The 15,828-nt window shown below is 67.4% G+C and carries 16 protein-coding genes; 2 read left to right on the top strand and 14 right to left on the bottom strand.

Going from position 1 to position 15,828, the window contains the following annotated elements; genetic code table 11:
- Window positions 1–60 precede the first annotated feature (60 nt).
- The 11 genes from RNZ50_14070 to pyrC form a co-directional block, all read right to left on the bottom strand.
- The gene (locus RNZ50_14070) at window positions 61–726 is read right to left on the bottom strand and encodes an SDR family oxidoreductase (GenBank protein ID MDT8856122.1); all 666 of its coding nucleotides are present in this window, start codon (window positions 724–726) and stop codon (window positions 61–63) included.
- Window positions 727–847: 121 nt separating this feature from the next.
- Window positions 848–2,323, bottom strand: coding sequence for an amidophosphoribosyltransferase (gene purF, locus RNZ50_14065; protein MDT8856121.1), 1,476 nt, complete (start codon window positions 2,321–2,323; stop codon window positions 848–850).
- Window positions 2,324–2,408: 85 nt separating this feature from the next.
- A complete protein-coding gene (locus RNZ50_14060) occupies window positions 2,409–3,011 on the bottom strand; it encodes a CvpA family protein (protein ID MDT8856120.1) in 603 nt (200 codons plus the stop codon).
- Between the two features lie 20 nt (window positions 3,012–3,031).
- Window positions 3,032–4,390, bottom strand: coding sequence for a DNA repair protein RadA (gene radA, locus RNZ50_14055; protein ID MDT8856119.1), 1,359 nt, complete (start codon window positions 4,388–4,390; stop codon window positions 3,032–3,034).
- Window positions 4,391–4,435: 45 nt separating this feature from the next.
- Window positions 4,436–4,891: a paraquat-inducible protein A gene (locus tag RNZ50_14050; protein ID MDT8856118.1), complete on the bottom strand. Its 456-nt coding sequence runs from the start codon at window positions 4,889–4,891 to the stop codon at window positions 4,436–4,438.
- A gap of 47 nt (window positions 4,892–4,938) precedes the next feature.
- A complete protein-coding gene (locus RNZ50_14045) occupies window positions 4,939–5,685 on the bottom strand; it encodes an ABC transporter ATP-binding protein (GenBank protein MDT8856117.1) in 747 nt (248 codons plus the stop codon).
- Entirely contained in the window at window positions 5,682–6,464 is a 783-nt protein-coding gene (locus RNZ50_14040) for an ABC transporter permease (GenBank protein MDT8856116.1), read from the bottom strand. The genes RNZ50_14045 and RNZ50_14040 overlap by 4 nt, the downstream gene beginning before the upstream one ends.
- The gene (gene alr / locus RNZ50_14035) at window positions 6,461–7,510 is read right to left on the bottom strand and encodes an alanine racemase (protein MDT8856115.1); all 1,050 of its coding nucleotides are present in this window, start codon (window positions 7,508–7,510) and stop codon (window positions 6,461–6,463) included. The genes RNZ50_14040 and alr overlap by 4 nt, the downstream gene beginning before the upstream one ends.
- 225 nt (window positions 7,511–7,735) lie before the next feature.
- Entirely contained in the window at window positions 7,736–9,241 is a 1,506-nt protein-coding gene (locus tag RNZ50_14030) for a replicative DNA helicase (protein MDT8856114.1), read from the bottom strand.
- A 264-nt stretch (window positions 9,242–9,505) separates the two neighbouring features.
- Entirely contained in the window at window positions 9,506–10,186 is a 681-nt protein-coding gene (locus RNZ50_14025; protein MDT8856113.1) for an orotate phosphoribosyltransferase, read from the bottom strand.
- A 111-nt stretch (window positions 10,187–10,297) separates the two neighbouring features.
- On the bottom strand, window positions 10,298–11,350 hold the full coding sequence (pyrC, locus tag RNZ50_14020; protein MDT8856112.1) for a dihydroorotase: 1,053 nt from the start codon (window positions 11,348–11,350) through the stop codon (window positions 10,298–10,300).
- A gap of 180 nt (window positions 11,351–11,530) precedes the next feature.
- Between pyrC and RNZ50_14015 the strand changes: the two genes are divergently transcribed.
- Together RNZ50_14015 and RNZ50_14010 are read left to right on the top strand one after the other, a co-directional pair.
- Window positions 11,531–12,157 carry an HNH endonuclease signature motif containing protein gene (locus tag RNZ50_14015; GenBank protein MDT8856111.1) on the top strand — a complete coding sequence of 209 codons (627 nt, stop codon included), beginning with the start codon at window positions 11,531–11,533 and terminating at the stop codon, window positions 12,155–12,157.
- 100 nt (window positions 12,158–12,257) lie between these two features.
- Complete coding sequence (locus RNZ50_14010; protein ID MDT8856110.1) at window positions 12,258–12,662, top strand: lysozyme inhibitor LprI family protein; 405 nt, start codon at window positions 12,258–12,260, stop codon at window positions 12,660–12,662.
- Here RNZ50_14010 and RNZ50_14005 read toward each other — a convergent pair.
- The 3 genes from RNZ50_14005 to RNZ50_13995 all read right to left on the bottom strand — a co-directional run bounded on the left by RNZ50_14005 (window position 12,656) and on the right by RNZ50_13995 (window position 15,771).
- The gene (locus RNZ50_14005) at window positions 12,656–13,633 is read right to left on the bottom strand and encodes a phosphoadenosine phosphosulfate reductase (GenBank protein ID MDT8856109.1); all 978 of its coding nucleotides are present in this window, start codon (window positions 13,631–13,633) and stop codon (window positions 12,656–12,658) included. The genes RNZ50_14010 and RNZ50_14005 overlap by 7 nt on opposite strands.
- Before the next feature lie 150 nt (window positions 13,634–13,783).
- The gene (locus RNZ50_14000) at window positions 13,784–14,821 is read right to left on the bottom strand and encodes a glycosyltransferase family 2 protein (protein ID MDT8856108.1); all 1,038 of its coding nucleotides are present in this window, start codon (window positions 14,819–14,821) and stop codon (window positions 13,784–13,786) included.
- Window positions 14,800–15,771, bottom strand: a complete 972-nt coding sequence (locus RNZ50_13995) for a glycosyltransferase family 2 protein (GenBank protein MDT8856107.1) — start codon at window positions 15,769–15,771, stop codon at window positions 14,800–14,802. The genes RNZ50_14000 and RNZ50_13995 overlap by 22 nt, the downstream gene beginning before the upstream one ends.
- Window positions 15,772–15,828 lie beyond the last annotated feature (57 nt).

Raw genomic sequence — 15,828 nt, 5'->3', positions numbered from 1 at the left:
TCGGGGGGTGAATGCGCAGCAGAGGGGGGCAGACAGCCCCCCTTCTTCCTTGCAGCCCGCTCAGCCCAGCGTCGCCACGATCCGCGCAGCTTCGGCATGGATGTCGGCCAGAACCGCCCGGTTCTCGCCGGGGTAAAAGCGCGCGCGGGTGGCAGTGGCCATCGGGGCGGGGGTTTCGATCCGCACGCGCGGGCCGGTTTTCACGGTTTCGGCCTGCCAGCTGCGCGCCAGCGCGATCTGCGCCGCCTTGGTGGTGCCGTAAGCCCCGAAGAACTTCTCGCCGCCGTGCGGATCATCCAGAAACAGTGCCGTGCCATGGCCCGAGGCAACCAGCAGCGGCTCCACCAGCGGGATCAGCACGCCGGTGGCGCGGACGTTGAGCGCAACCGACTTGTCCCAGTCCTCGCCATCCAGATAGGCCGCGGGCGATAGCGGGGCGGCATGGATGGCGGTGTGCACCCACAGTTCCAGATGCCCCCAGCGATCGTGGATCGACCGGCAGAGGTGGCGCATGGCGTCGTCCTTGGTGATGTCCATCGGGGCCAGCGTCGCCTCGCCGCCATTGGCCTTGATGCGGTCGTCGAGATCCTCCAGCCCGCCCACGGTGCGCGCCACGGCCACCACATACCAGCCTTGCGCCGCCAGATTTTCGGCGATGGCAAAACCGAGCCCGCGCGAGGCTCCGGTGACAAGGGCGATGCGGGGACGGTCGGGCAGGGTGGTCATGGGGACGGGCCTTCGGTTCTGGCGGGCTTGAACGCCCGGCGTCGGTCCGGCGGCACCGTGGGGGCCTCCGGCGGGGATATTTGGGCAAAGATGAAAGCGCAGGCCGTGGCAAGCAATGCGGCTATTGCGCCGCCTTCATCTCGAAGCCCTGTTCGATCTTGTCGGACGGCGCGACGGGGTATTGCCCCGAGAAGCACGCGTCGCAGAACTGCGGCGCCTTGTTGTCGCGCCCCAGCGCCTCGCCCGCCGCGCGGTAAAGCCCGTCAAGGCTGATGAAGCGCAGGGAATTGACGCCGATCCAGTCGCGCATCTCCTCTTCCGACATGTTGGCGGCCAGGAGCTTGCTGCGTTCGGGGGTATCCACCCCGTAGAAGCAGGGCCAGGCGGTCGGCGGCGACGCGATGCGGAAGTGGACCTCGGCCGCGCCGGCCTCGAGGATCATGTCCTTGATCTTGCGGCTGGTGGTGCCACGCACCACCGAATCGTCCACCAGCACCACGCGCTTGCCCTTGATCAGGCTGCGGTTGACGTTCAGCTTCAGCCGCACGCCCATGTTGCGGATGCTTTCGGTCGGCTCGATGAAGGTGCGGCCCATGTACTGGTTGCGGATGATCCCCATCGCATAGGGGATGCCCGACTGCTGGCTGTAGCCGATGGCGGCGGGGGTGCCGCTGTCGGGCACCGGGCAGACCAGATCGGCCTCGACCGGGGCCTCGATCGCCAGTTCCACCCCGATCTGGCGGCGGGTCTCGTAGACCGAGCGGCCGCCCTGGATCGAATCGGGGCGCGAGAAATAGACATGCTCGAAGATGCAGAAGCGCGGCTTGGCCGGGGCGAAGGGGCGGGTGGATTCGATCCCGTTGCCGTCGATCACCACCATCTCGCCCGGCTCGATCTCGCGGATGAACTCGGCCCCGATGATGTCGAGCGCGCAGGTCTCGGAGCTCAGCGCCCAGCCCTCGCCGACGCGGCCCAGCACCAGCGGCCGCACCCCCAGCGCATCGCGCACCCCTATCAGCTTGGTCCGCGTCATGGCGACGATGGAAAACGCGCCCTCGACCCGGCGCAGCGCGTCCTTGATGCGTTCCGAGATGTTCTTCTGGATCGAGCGCGCCATCAGGTGGATGATGCATTCGCTGTCGGAGGATGACTGGAAGATCGAGCCGCGCTCGATCAGTTCGCGCCGCAGCGCATCGGCATTGGTCAGGTTGCCGTTGTGGGCAATCGCGGCCCCGCCCATCGAGAACTCGCCGAAGAACGGCTGCACGTCACGGATCGCGGTGGAACCCTTCGATCCGGCGGTGGAATAGCGCACATGGCCGATCGCAAGCGGCCCCGGCAGCGTGTCCATCAGCGTCTTGTTGGTGAAGTTGTCGCGCACGTAGCCGAAGCGGCGGGCCGAGTTGAAGCCCTGTTCGGGGTCGTGGCTGACGATGCCGCCGGCCTCTTGCCCGCGATGCTGCAGGGCGTGCAGGCCAAGCGCCACGAAGTTGGCGGCATCCGCCACGCCGATCACGCCGAAGACGCCGCACTCCTCCCTCAGCTTGTCGTCGTCGAAGGCGGGATCGAAGGGGGACGCAAGGGGAAGACGCATCATGCGAAGCTCCGAATCCGGGGGGCAGGGAACGCCCCGCGTTTAGTCCGATGTCACGCCACTGTCACGCGCCGATGGTGCGGCGGGATCAGTTGCCGATGGCCGGTGCTGCGGCCGGACCAGCGGCGGGGGCCGACGGGGCGCCGCAGCTTCCAACCAGCTTTTCGTATTGGCCCACGATCCAGCCCGGCGCATCCGAGGGGATGTTCTCGTCGATGCTGACCTGGAACGAGGCGAACACCTTGGCGCTGCGCGAATTGTCGACCATGGGCACCGAATTGGCCGCAACGGCGCGGTCATAGACGATGAAGGCCACCGCAACCAGCAAAATGCCGCGCAGCACGCCGAACAGGAAGCCCAGCCCCTGATCCACCCCGCCCAAAGCGGACCGCTGGATCACCGAGGAAAACAGCGGCGTGAACAGTGACATCACCACCAGACCGATGGCAAACACCGCCGCGAAGGCCGCGATGATCGACAATTCGCAACTGTCGCCCAGGAAGTTGCCGATCACCGGCAGCTCCTTGACCAGCGGTTGCGCCTGCGGGGCGAAGATGAAGGCAAGCACCGCCGCACCCACCCAGCCCGCAATCGCCATGATCTCGCGCACCAGCCCGCGCGAGTATGCCAGCACCGCCGACAGCACGATGACCACCGCCACGACGGCGTCGATCAGGGTAAAGCCTTCCATTCACATGCTCCTCTCGGGGACTATCCGGCCCCGAACATTTCGCCCACGAACGCCGTGAGGTCGGGCATCTGACGCACCCGCATCCCCTCTCCCCCGCCCAGTTTGGAGCGGGACGGCGCAATTGCCTGTGAAAAACCAAGTTTCGATGCTTCTTTCAACCGGTTTTCCGTCTGGCCGACCGGGCGCAGGGCACCCGACAGGCTGATTTCACCGAATAGCACCATGTCTGGCGGAATTGCCACATCCTCGCGCGCCGAAACCAGGGCTGCCGCAACGGCAAGGTCGGCGGCGGGTTCGCTGACCCGCATTCCGCCCGCCACGTTGAGGAACACGTCGAGCCCGGTGAAGGGGATGCCGCAGCGCGCCTCCAGCACCGCGAGGATGGTCGAGAGGCGCCCCGAATCCAGCCCGACCACGGTGCGGCGCGGCGTGCCGAGCGGCGAGGGGGCGACCAGCGCCTGAATCTCGGTCAGCACCGGGCGGGTGCCTTCGATGCCTGCGAATACCGCCGAGCCGGGCGTGGCGGTGCCGCGTTCCGACAGGAACAGCGCCGACGGGTTACTGACCTGCGCCAGCCCCGCGCCGGTCATCTCGAACACGCCGATCTCGTCGGCGGGGCCGAAACGGTTCTTCACTGCGCGCAGGATGCGGAACTGGTGGCCGCGCTCGCCCTCGAAGTAAAGCACGGTGTCGACCATGTGTTCGACGACGCGCGGCCCCGCGATCTGGCCGTCCTTGGTGACATGCCCCACCAGCACCACCGCCACGCCGCGACGCTTGGCGAAGGTCACAAGTTCGTGCGCCGCCGCCCGCACCTGGCTGACCGACCCCGGCGCGGCATCGACGGTGTCAAGCCACATGGTCTGGATCGAATCGATGATGGCAAGGCCGGGCCGTTCGGCATCGAGCGTGGTCAGGATGTCGCGCAGGTTGGTCTCGGCCCCCAGCGCCACCGGCGCGTCGGTCAGCCCCAGCCTTTGCGCCCGCATCCGGACCTGCGCCGCCGCCTCCTCGCCCGAGATGTAGAGGCATTTGAGCCCGGTGCGGGCAAAGCTGGCGGCGGCCTGCAAGAGCAGCGTCGACTTGCCGATGCCGGGATCGCCGCCGACGAGGATCGCCGAGGCCGGCACCAGCCCGCCGCCCAGCACGCGGTCAAGCTCCTCCATCCCCGACCCGGCGCGGGGGGGCGGAGCTTCCTCGGTGGCAAGGTCGGTCAGCGGGATCGTGCGGCCCTTGCCGCCCAGTGCCTTGGGGCCGGTGGAAAGCGGCGCCTCCTCGACGACCGAGTTCCAGGCGCCGCAGGCCTCGCAGCGCCCGGCCCATTTGCGGTGGACGGCCCCGCAGGCCGTGCAGGTGAAGGTGTTGGGTGCTTTTGCCATGCCGCCTTGATGCAACGCCCGGCGGCGGGCCGCAAGGGCGGCCGGTCAGCGCCGGTGGTCGATCAGCCCGATCAGCATCGAGGCCAGGATGCAGCCGGTGAAGAGATACAGCCCCCAGCCGATGGTGATGCTGCCGCCGTCCAGCCCCTTGAAGATGGCGATGTAGACCGCGATCAGGAACACGTCCGCCATGGCGAAGCGCCCGATGTGGAACAGCGCGCCCTGCACGCGGGGCGAAAGCAGGTCCAGCAAAATAAGCCCCGTGCCCAGCACCTTGACGGTCGGCGCCACGATGGCGGCAAATGTCAGCAGCAGCGCCAGCACCGGATCGTCGGGCCACAGACCCTGCAGCGTGCCGATCACCGACAGGTCGGTGCCCTCGGCCCAGAATTTCAGGCTGACCTTCACCGTCATCAGCGGCGCGAACCACGCCACCGGGAACAGCAGCGCCAGCAACAGGTTGGCGGCGAACAGCAGGCGGTTCAGGGTCGGGCCGGGCACGGGTGTTCCCCCTCTGGCCCGGGTTGTTCCACCCGGGGCCATTCCTGTCAACGCACCGCGGCGATCGGTCCGGTGGCGCGGCCGTGGATGAACTGCTGCAGATAGGGGTCGGGCGTGGTGTCGAGGTCGCCCACCGGCCCTGTCCACTGGATGACGCCTTCGTGCAGCATCGCCACCCGGTCGGCGATGGCGCGGACCGAGGTCATGTCATGGGTGATTGTCATCGCCGTTACGCCCATCTCGACCACGATCTCGCGGATCAGGGCGTTGATCACCCCGGCCATGATCGGGTCGAGCCCGGCGGTCGGTTCGTCGAAGAAGATGATCTGCGGCGCGGCGGCGATCGCGCGGGCAAGGCCGACGCGCTTCTGCATCCCGCCCGACAGTTCGGCCGGGTAAAGGTCGGCCACCTGCGGCCCCAGCCCGACCCGGCGCAGCTTTTCCAGTGCGATGGCGCGCGCCTCGGCCTTGGGCAGCTTGCCCTGGCCGCGCAGCAGCCGGAAGGCGACGTTTTCCCAGACCCGCAGGCTGTCGAACAGCGCGCCGCCCTGGAACAGCATCCCGAACTTCGACAGGAAGCCCTCGCGCTCGGCCCGCGTCACATCCTCGCCATCCAGCGCGATGCGGCCCTGTTCTGGATGCACCAGCCCGAGGATGCATTTCAGCAGCACCGACTTGCCGGTGCCCGACCCGCCGATGATCACCATGCTCTGCCCCTCGGGCACCGCGAGCGTGATGCCGCGCAGCACATGGTTGCCGCCGAAGGATTTGTGAACGCCGGTCAGCTCGATCATGAGGTGAAGAACACCTCCGTCAGCAGGTAGTTGGCCGCAAGGATCAGGATCGAAGCCGCCACCACGGCCGATTTGGTCGCACGCCCCACGCCCTGCGCGCCCCGCCCCGAGTTCATGCCGTGCCAGCAGCCCAGCAGCGCCACGATGAAGCCGAAGGCCGCGCCCTTGACGAGGCCCGACCCGACATCCCACGGTTCGAGAAAGTCGATGGTGTTCTTGAGGTAGGTGGCCGAGTTGAAGCCCAGCCGATTCACCCCCACGATCCAGCCGCCGGCAATGCCGATGGCGTCGCCCACCGCGACCAGGACCGGCATCACCAGCGTGGCGGCCAGCACGCGCGGGACTGCAAGGTATTTCAACGGGTTGGTCGAAAGCGTCACCAGCGCGTCGATCTGCTCGGTCACCTTCATGGTGCCGATCTCGGCGGCGATGGAGCTGGCAACCCGCGCCGCCACCATCAGCCCGCCCAGCACCGGCCCGAGTTCGCGCACCATGCCGATGGCGACGATCGAGGGCACCACCGATTCCGCATTGAACCGCGCCCCGCCGGAATAGATCTGCAAGGCAAGCGCACCGCCGGTGAAGAGCGCGGTCAGCCCGACCACCGGCAGGCTGAGCCAGCCGATCTGCACCAGCGCATGGCCGAATTCGCGCGGATAGAACGGCGGGCGCAACATGTGCGACACTACCTGCACCGCAAACAGCATCACCCGACCCAGACTGGCAAGGGCGGCCAGCACCACCTTGCCCAAAGCGGCCACCGGGGCCAGCAGGATCATGCGAGGCTGCCGACATGGCGGCGCGTGTAGCGCGCGCCGAGCCGGGTCAGGATCTCATAGCCGATGGTGCCGACCACGTCGGCCAGATCGTCCGGGCCCTGATGCGGCCCGAGTATGTCGAGATGCGCGGGCACCCGGGGCAGGTGGCTGATGTCGACCGTGATCAGGTCCATTGACACCCTGCCGACCAGCGGGCAGGGCGTGTCGCCATCCCAGAGCACGGCGGCATTGGACAACCCGCGCGGCAGACCGTCGGCATAGCCGCCCGAAACGGTGGCGATCAGCGCCGGACCCTCGGCGATCCAGCTTGCGGCATAACCAACCGCCTCGCCCGTGGCGACCTCGCGCACCTGCACCACCGGCAGCGACAGCGCGACGGAACGGGCACCGGCATCGAAGGGGCGGCCGCCGTAAAGCCCGATGCCGGGGCGGGTCAGGTCGAAGTGATACTCGGGCCCCAGCAGGATGCCGCCCGTCGCAGACAGCGAACGCGGCACGCCGATGCCGTCGGTCATGGCGTGAAACTCGGCCAGCTGGGCCGTGTTCATCGGATGCTCGGGCTCGTCGGCGCAGGCGAGGTGGCTCATCACCAGCTCGGGCCCGGCCTCCATCACCAGGGCGGCCACGGCCTCCCATTCGGCGGCCTCGATCCCGAGACGGTTCATCCCGGTATCAAGCTGCACCCCGAAGGGATGGCCGGGCAGCGATTCGAGGTGCCGGGTGATCTGCTCGATGGAATTGAGCATCGGCGTCAGATCGAGGTCGTGGATCATCTCGGTGTCGCCGGTCATGTGGCCGCCCAGCACGTTGATCTGCGGCCCCGGCCCCAGCGACTGGCGCACGGCTGCACCTTCTTCGGCCACGGCTACGAAGAACCGCCGCGCCCCGGCCTGCGCCAGCGCCCGCACCACCCGCGCCGTCCCAAGGCCATAGGCATCCGCCTTGACCACGGCACCCGTCTGGGTGCCGGGCGCGCTGAGCCGGTCCAGCGCGCGCCAGTTGGCGGCGATGGCGTCGAGGTCGATGGTGAGGATTGCTGTGGCCATGGGGCGTGTTTTGACAGGCGGGCGGGCGAGGTCAAGGGGGAAAGGGGACGGAGCCGCCGCCCTCGGGGGCATCGAGCCCCCTCGGGCGGCGCTGACGCACCCCGGGCGTCGTGCGGTGGCGTCGGGGGAGAGGCGGAGAGGGTATTTGGGCCAAGAAGAAACGGTGAGGCTTCTTCTTGGTTCAAATACCCCTCTGTGCCGGATCGGGGTGTCCCGGCCGGCCGGTCAGAACCGGTCGTCGCCGCCGTCGCCCTGCCAGGATTTCGCGAGGTTGCCGAAGCGGGTGAAGCGGCCCTCGAAGCTGAGTTCGACCGAGCCGATCGGGCCGTGCCGCTGCTTGCCGATGATGACCTCGGCCTTGCCGTGCACCTGTTCCATCACCGACTGCCACTGCGCCATCTTTTCCAGCTCGTGGTCGCCCGGCTTTTCGCGTTCTTTATAGTATTCGTCGCGGTAGACGAACATCACCACGTCGGCATCCTGCTCGATCGAGCCGGATTCGCGCAGGTCCGACAGTTGCGGGCGCTTGTCTTCGCGGCTTTCGACCTGGCGCGAGAGCTGCGACAGCGCCACCACCGGGATGTTCAGTTCCTTGGCGATGGCTTTCAGGCCCTGCGTGATCTCGGACACCTCGTTGACGCGGTTGTCGTTCTTGTTGGTGCCTTTCAGCAGTTGCAGGTAGTCGATCATCAGCACGTCGAGCCCGTGGGTGCGCTTGAGCCTGCGGGCGCGGGCGGCGACCTGGCTGATGGCAAGGGCGGGCGTGTCGTCGATGTAGAGCGGGCAGGCCTCCAGCGACTTGGCGGCTTCGACGAAGCGGCGGAATTCCTGTTCGGTCATGTCGCCGCGGCGGATCTGTTCCGAGGGCACCTCTGAGGCTTCGGACAGGATGCGCGCGGCCAGCTGTTCCGCGCTCATCTCCAGCGAGAAGAAGCCGACCACGCCGCCCTCGACCGCGCCTTCCGACCCGTCGTGCTGGCGGCCGCGCTTGTAGGCCTTGGCGATGTTGAAGGCGACGTTGGTGGCGAGCGAGGTCTTGCCCATCGAGGGGCGCCCGGCGATGATCAGGAGGTCCGACGGGTGCAGGCCGCCCAGCTTCTTGTCGAGGTCGATCAGGCCGGTGGAGATGCCGGCCAACCCGCCGTCACGCTGGTAGGCGGCGTTGGCCACATTCACCGCGTCGGTCACCGCCTTGAGAAAGCTTTGAAATCCACGTTCGGCGTGGCCCTGTTCGCCCAGCTTGTAAAGCCGCTGTTCGGCCTCGACGATCTGTTCCTTCGGCTCCGAGGTCACATCGACCTTGGCCGCGCGGGCCGAGATGTCGCGCCCCAGCGCGATCAGTTCGCGCCGCACCGCAAGGTCGTAGATCATCTGGGCATAGTCGCGCGCGGCGAAGGCCGAGATCGCCGCCCCTGCCAGGCGGGCGAGATAGGCCGGGCCGCCCAGTTCCTTCAGCCCCGCGTCATCCTCCAGAAACGCCTTCAGCGTCACCGGCGAGGCGAGGGCATTCTTCTGGATGCGGGCGGCGGCGATCTCGAAGATGCGCTGATGCACGGGGTCGAAGAAATGCTCGGGCTTCACCACCGCCGAAATGCGGTCGTAAACGTCGTTGTTGGTCAGGATCGCACCCAGAAGCTGCTGTTCGGCCTCGATATTCTGGGGCAGGGCATCGTCGGCGGCCGGCGGAGCAGGTTGCGGAGCCGTGGGCCGGAATGCGGTGATCTCGTTCATGCTGCCCTCGTGTTTTCTGGCGACGTTTCTTGTGGGTCGTGCATACCCCATGCCGGGGCTTCCCGAAACAGGGCACAAGGCGGTGCCAAACCGGCCCTGTGCCTTGTGGATGGCCTGTGGATAGGCTGTGGACAAGTGTGACCCTACCATATCCGGGGGGGCGCTGCACAGGGGCCACAGCTTGTGGCGATTCCGCGGGGGCGGGCGGCGGGATGATCCACAGGCGGCGGCGCCCGTCCGGCGCGGCCGCGGCGCGGATGGGCGCTATTTCGCCGCCCGGGCCTCCTGCCACGCGCGCGGGGCTGACAGGAAAGCCTCGACCCCGGCGAGCGTCCCGGCATCGAAGGCCGCCGTGGCGCGCGCCTCGGCCAGCACGTCCCACCAGGTGCACAGGTGATGCAGCGTCACGCCGTGGTCGGCCAGCCGTTGCGTCGTCTCGGGGAAGATGCCGTAGTAGAAGATCACCGCCGTATGGGCGCAGCTGGCCCCGGTTTCGCGGATCGCATCGACGAAGGACAGTTTCGAGCCGCCGTCGGTCGTCAGATCCTCGACCAGCAGCACGCGCTGGCCGGGCGTCATCTCGCCCTCGATCCGGGCGTTGCGGCCGTAGCCCTTGGGCTTCTTGCGCACATAGGTCATCGGCAGCGCCATGCGTTCGGCCACCAGCGCGGCAAAGGGAATCCCCGCCGTCTCGCCGCCCGCGATGTTGTCGAACGCCTCGAAGCCCGCATCGCGCATCACCGTCACCGTCAGGAAATCCATCAGCACCGAGCGGATGCGCGGATGCGAGATCAGCTTGCGGCAGTCGATGTAGGTCGGCGACGGCAGGCCCGAGGCCAGGGTGAACGGCGTCTCGGTGTTGAAATGCACCGCCTTGATTTCCAGCAGCATCCGCGCCGTCAGCCGGGCGATTTCATCCCTGGGCGGGAAGGCAGAGGGGATCATGGGCGCTGTCCTTTCGTGAAAATCGTTTTCATCTTGGCGCAAATATCCCCGCCGGAGGCACCCGGCCGATCCGCCGGAGCCTCCGGCGGGGATATTTGGAAACAGAAGAAATCAGCCTTCGACATGCCAGTGCAGCGGGAAACCGGGGTCGAAAACGGTGACGGGGCCGGCCTCGGTCAGGATCTTGTCGGGCCAGAGGGAGGGGGAATGGGGGTGGTCGCTGCGGGTCAGGGTCAGGGTGGTCCGGTTGACCGGCAGGCGGTAGAAGGTTGGGCCGTTCAGGCTGGCGAAGGCTTCCAGCCGGGGCAGGGCGGCTTCGGCCTCGAACACCTCGGCCAGGATGGCCATGGTGTTGGTGGCGGTGAAGCAGCCGGCGCAGCCGCAGGCCTGTTCCTTCGCTGCGTCGACATGCGGGGCGCTGTCGGTGCCGAGGAAGAAGCAGCCCTCGCCGCTGGTGGCGGCGGCGCGGAGCGCCAGGCGGTGGCTTTCGCGCTTGGCGACCGGCAGGCAGTAGTAATGCGGCCGGATGCCGCCCGCGAGGATGTGGTTGCGGTTCAGGATCAGGTGATGCGTGGTGATGGTGGCGCCCAGATCCGCGCCCCCCTGCCGCACATAGCCCACGCCCTGCGCCGTGGTGATGTGTTCCATCACCACCCGCAGCCCCGGCGTGGCGCGGCGCAGCGGGTCGAGCACGCTGTCGATGAACACCGCTTCGCGGTCGAAGATGTCCACCGAAGGGTCGGTCACCTCGCCATGCACGCAGAGCGGCAGGCCGATTTCGGCCATGCGTTCCAGCACCGGGCGGACGCGGTCGAAATCGCGCACGCCGGATTGCGAATTGGTGGTGGCGCCGGCCGGGTAGAGCTTGACCGCCTTGACGAGGCCCGAGGCGGCGGCGGCGGCCACGTCGTCGGGGTCGGTGGTCTCGGTCAGATAAAGCGTCATCAGCGGCTCGAACGCTGCGCCTTCGGGCATCGCGGCAAGGATGCGGTCGCGGTAGGCGGCCGCCTGCGCCCCGGTCACCACCGGCGGCACGAGGTTCGGCATCACGATGGCGCGGGCGAAATGCCGGGTGGTTTCGGGCAGCACCCCCTGCAGCATCGCGCCATCGCGCAGGTGCAGATGCCAGTCGTCGGGTCGGCGTATGGTGAGGCTCTGGGTCATGGGGAGCGGGTAGCGCATCGGGGGGCGGTTTTCCAGTGGCTTGTGGGGTGGGTGGCCACTTTCAACGTGGTGGCAACCTTGCCCGGGCGACATTCGATCGACGGCGACGGAGTTGAAGCCTTTGCCCCTAACACCAGTTCGCGTAAGGTTAAGTCAATCGAGCTTCTGGGGAGATGCGCTATGTCCGGCAAGAACAACTGGGATTGGAGCGATCTCAAGCGGCACAGAAGGCTTCTAACCGTTGAAGATCACATTTTCTGGGCTTATTCTATGCTGACCGTGTGCCGCCAATTGGAAAAGTGCGCAACAGCAGGAAAACCTAATCCATATCCAGGAGGCAGGACAAAGGCGACGAATATAATTATGTCCAAATATCAGCAGAAAACCTTGAACATCAGCACTCTTGACCGTGACGATGCGCTCGCACAGGATGGAACTCCGGTATGCGCCCACTGTGGCAGCACGAGCCCGGTGTATCATTGGGATCATCTGATACCGCGCAGCAAGCTGAATGGAAAATACATTGCGTTGAATCAGGTGCGCTCGTGCCCTCACTGCAATACAAGCCGTGGCGACAAGGATTTAATGGTTTGGCATCGACAGAGAATGACCTTTCCGAGTCTGGCAGTGCTTCGCAGATACTTGAAGCTCTGTTATTTTTATGCAGAACAGCACAATCAATTGAATCAAGCTGTTGATAGTTCAGTGGCAAGGGAACTTCCATTCGATCCGACGAATCTACCTCGCAGATTTCCGCCCGTCGGGATGTTGGTGTGGGATTTTTCTTATCCAGAGCACCTGCGTTGATCTTACATTCGGCTTGGCCAGTTTGCGAAGAATGATGCCTCCACTGCCGCACGCTTCCGTTTTCTGCCTGATCAAACCCACAGCCACCCCGGAGCCCGCCATGACCCACCCCCTACCGCTGACCGCTGCCCTTGCCGCTCTCCTGCTTGCCCAGCCCGCCGCCGCGCAGGAGGTCGATTGCGAGGCGGCCGAGGTCCAGATGGAACTGACATTCTGCGCCGAGCAGGACTGGAACGCCGCCGACAAGGCGTTGAACGTCACATACAAAGCGGCCCGCGATGTCATGCGCAACATTGACGCGGGTCTGCCCGAGGCCCGGCGCGGTGCCGAGATGCAACTTCGCGACGCGCAGCGCGCCTGGGTCACCTTTCGCGACGCGACCTGCTCCGCCGAGGGCTATGCCTATCACGGCGGGTCGATCGAGCCGATGGTGATCTATGCCTGCCGCGCCCGCCTGACCTGGCAGCGCGCCGAGGATCTGGACGCGATCGCCGTGACCTACTGACCCGGCGGCGAAGCGGACGGTGGCTCCGGGGGGGCGGCCATCAGCGCCTCCAGTTCGGCAAGGCGCTTGCGGAAGCGCGGCGCGCTCATCCGGTTGGTGACGCTGCGGCAGACCCTGGCGGCGCGCGACAGGTGGCCCGCCTGCTCGGACAGGGTCAGCATCTGGCGCAGATAGGGGCCGAACTGCCGGCGCGCCCGCCACAGCCGGGCAAAGGCGGCGGGCGTCAGCCGCCCCTCGCCCGCCGCCTCGATCATCGGGGTCAGGATCTGCATGTGGCTCAGCGCCACCTCCAGCCGGTCGCCCAGATGGGGGCAGCGCAGAACGGTGACATGCGGCCTGCGGAACAGGGCGGCGTGCATCGCATCGGGCACCTGCACGGGGTCCACCACCACGAACACCTCGCCGGTGCCTTCGGTCATGTCGGGGGCATAGCCGTATCGGTCGGTGAAGTTCAGCCGCCGCTGGCCAAGATGGCGGCGGTCCCAGCCGACCACGGCGGGGTCTAGCGTCGCCACGGGCTGCACTGCCACCACGGTCGCACCGGGGGCGGTGACCGAAAAGGCGCAGGCGGCATAACCGCCCATCCCCGCGCCGTAGAACACGACGCGGTCGAAATCCTCGAAAAAGGCATCATCGACCAGCCGGTCGAAATAGCCGTAAACCGCAGGGTCGCGATACCAGGTCTCGCCATCCGCGATCAGGCACAGGTGCGACCAGCCCTGACCGCTGGCGATGGCATGGCCCAGCGGCATCTGGCCGGGCTGGTCGGCGCGGATCTCGTCGAGCGATTCGAAGCTGACCAGCAGGATCGGACTTTCGTCGACGAAGAACGCCCAGTGCCGCGCGCCCAGCGGCTGGAAATGCCCCGCCTCTTCACCGATCTGGTCCATCAGCGCCAGCCAGCTGTCACGGTCGGTGGCGGCTTCGGCATCGACGGCAATCGTAAGGGTGGGCACATCGTCACGCGTCATGGGGATGCCTCTGCGGGTTCGCCGGGAAGGTCTGGGTCGTTCAGCCAGTGTCTCAGTGTTGCGTGGCCAAATCGGGCGGACAAGGGGGCAGGTTTGCGGCTTTTCCGGGCACCCCGGAAACAATTCGGCGCTATTGTTTCCACCCCGGCATCAACCATCGTTCCCCCGGCGGGCATGGCGAATGATCATCCGCGCCTGGTCGCGCGGCAGGGCGCGGCTGGGCGGGGTCATCAGCAGCCGCCCGAACAGTGCCCGCCACTGCTCTTCCGCCATCAGCGCGGCAAAGCGCGCCTGCCGCCAGGCCACCGCCGCGTCATGCAGCGGCCCCAGCACCGGGTCGGCACGCAGCGCGGCGCGCAGGGGGGCCGCGGCGGGCTCCAGCGCCAGCACGCTGGCATCTTCGGCGTCGCAGAAGTTCCGCTCGACCCAATAGCTCATGTCGAAGGCCGAGGCGTCGCGGTTTGCCCGGCCCCGGTCGCACTTCACCACATAGCTGGCCATCGCCCCCAGCGCGTAGTGGTTCAACTGCGCCATCTGATAGTTGTCCTGCCCGAAGTCGGAAAAGATCCGCCCCGTGTGGAACAGCGCAGGCATCTCGCGCCCCGATCCGTCGAACCAGCGCTGGTCGGGCAGGCGGCCGGGGTCGGGGGCGCGGGGGCGGTGGACGCCCAGCTTGGCATAGGCCCCGTCATTGCGGAACAGCGTCTTGAACAGCGCTGCACGCCACGGCCAGTGCAGCACGGCCGGGGCGGCGCGGGTAAAGACATGGGGCACGGGCGCGTCGCTATGGTCCACGACGCCCGCATTGCCGAACAGCCGCCACGTCAGCGGAATCGCCGTGGCTTGCGGAAGGGCGGCCAGCAGCGCCGCCACGCTGCGATCCCCGACATGGATGTTCACGAACTCGTCGATGTCGCAGACCAGCACCCAGTCGGCGGCGGCCTTCAGCGGGTGCCGGTCGGCGGCCTTCAGCGCCGCCCATTGCGGCCCCTCGGGGTGCGGGCCGTCGTTGCGCACATGGCAAAGCCCCCCCAGCGCCGCCAGCCGGTCGAGCATCGCATCGGTGCCATCGGTGCAATCATTCGAAAACACGAGGAAATCGGTGAACCCGCAGGCCCGGTGATGCGCCAGCCAGTCGAGCAGGAAGGCACCCTCGTCGCGCACGGTCAGGATGGCGAGGATACGCATCTGCCCTGCCTTTCCCCGATCGCCGCCAGAATGTCGGCATGGTCTGCCCGGCCCTTCAGCGCCGCCACCCGTTCGCGGTGCCAGGCCACCGATACGGCGTGCAGCCCCGCCAGCACCGCGTCGCCCTGCAGATGCGCCAGCCACCCCGCCACCGCCTCGTCATAGCGCCGGATGGCGTCGCAGGGCACCTCGGCGCGGTCGAAGCGGTCCCAGTAGTCGATCTCCATCCCCTGCGCCGAATGGTTCACCCGCCCCCGGTCGCGCTTGACCAGAAAGCTGTCACGCGTGCGCAGGGCATAGTGGTTGACCTGCGCAAAGCGCACGTCGCCCGCAACAAACATCGCGTGATGCTGCGGCACATGCGCTACCCCGCCCGGCAGTTCGCGCCGCAGGTCGCGCCCCAGACCATCGCGCGCAATCGGCGCATGGATGCCGATCCGTCCCACATTGTCCAGCCCGCGAAACAGCGACTTGGGGTAGACCGGCCGCTGCGGCGGCGCCTCGGCCAGGATGAACTGCCGCGTCACCGGCACGTCGTCATAATCCCGCCGCCCGGCCGGCCCGAACACCCGCCACGGCACCGAGACCACCTCGGCCCCGGCCCCCGCCGCCGCCACCAGTGCCCGCACCGACCCGTCGCCCAGCTTGACGCACAGGAACTCGTCGGCGTCGCAGACATAAAGCCACTCCGCCCCCGTCACCTTGGGATAGCGCGTCGCCTGCTTCAGCGCCGACCGCTGGATCGAGGTCACCGCCCAGGGTTTCGTCGCATGATGCCGCGCCAGCCCCATCTGCTGCAACCGCAGCGCCATCTCGCGCGTCGGGTCGGCGCAGTCGTTGGTGCAGATCAGGATGGCGTCGAACCCCAGCGCCTTGTGGTGCGCGACCCATTCCAGCAGGAATGCGCCCTCGTTCTTCATCGTGGTCACCACGGTGAACCCGCCGCTCATGCCCGCCCCGCGCCCCCGTTCATCTTGGCCCAAATATCCCCGCCGGAGGCTCCGCCC

Source organism: Paracoccaceae bacterium Fryx2 (assembly GCA_032334235.1).
Lineage (GTDB): Bacteria > Pseudomonadota > Alphaproteobacteria > Rhodobacterales > Rhodobacteraceae > JAVSGI01.
Note: the sequence above shows the minus strand (reverse complement) of the source record. Positions and strands in the feature narration are given on the sequence as shown.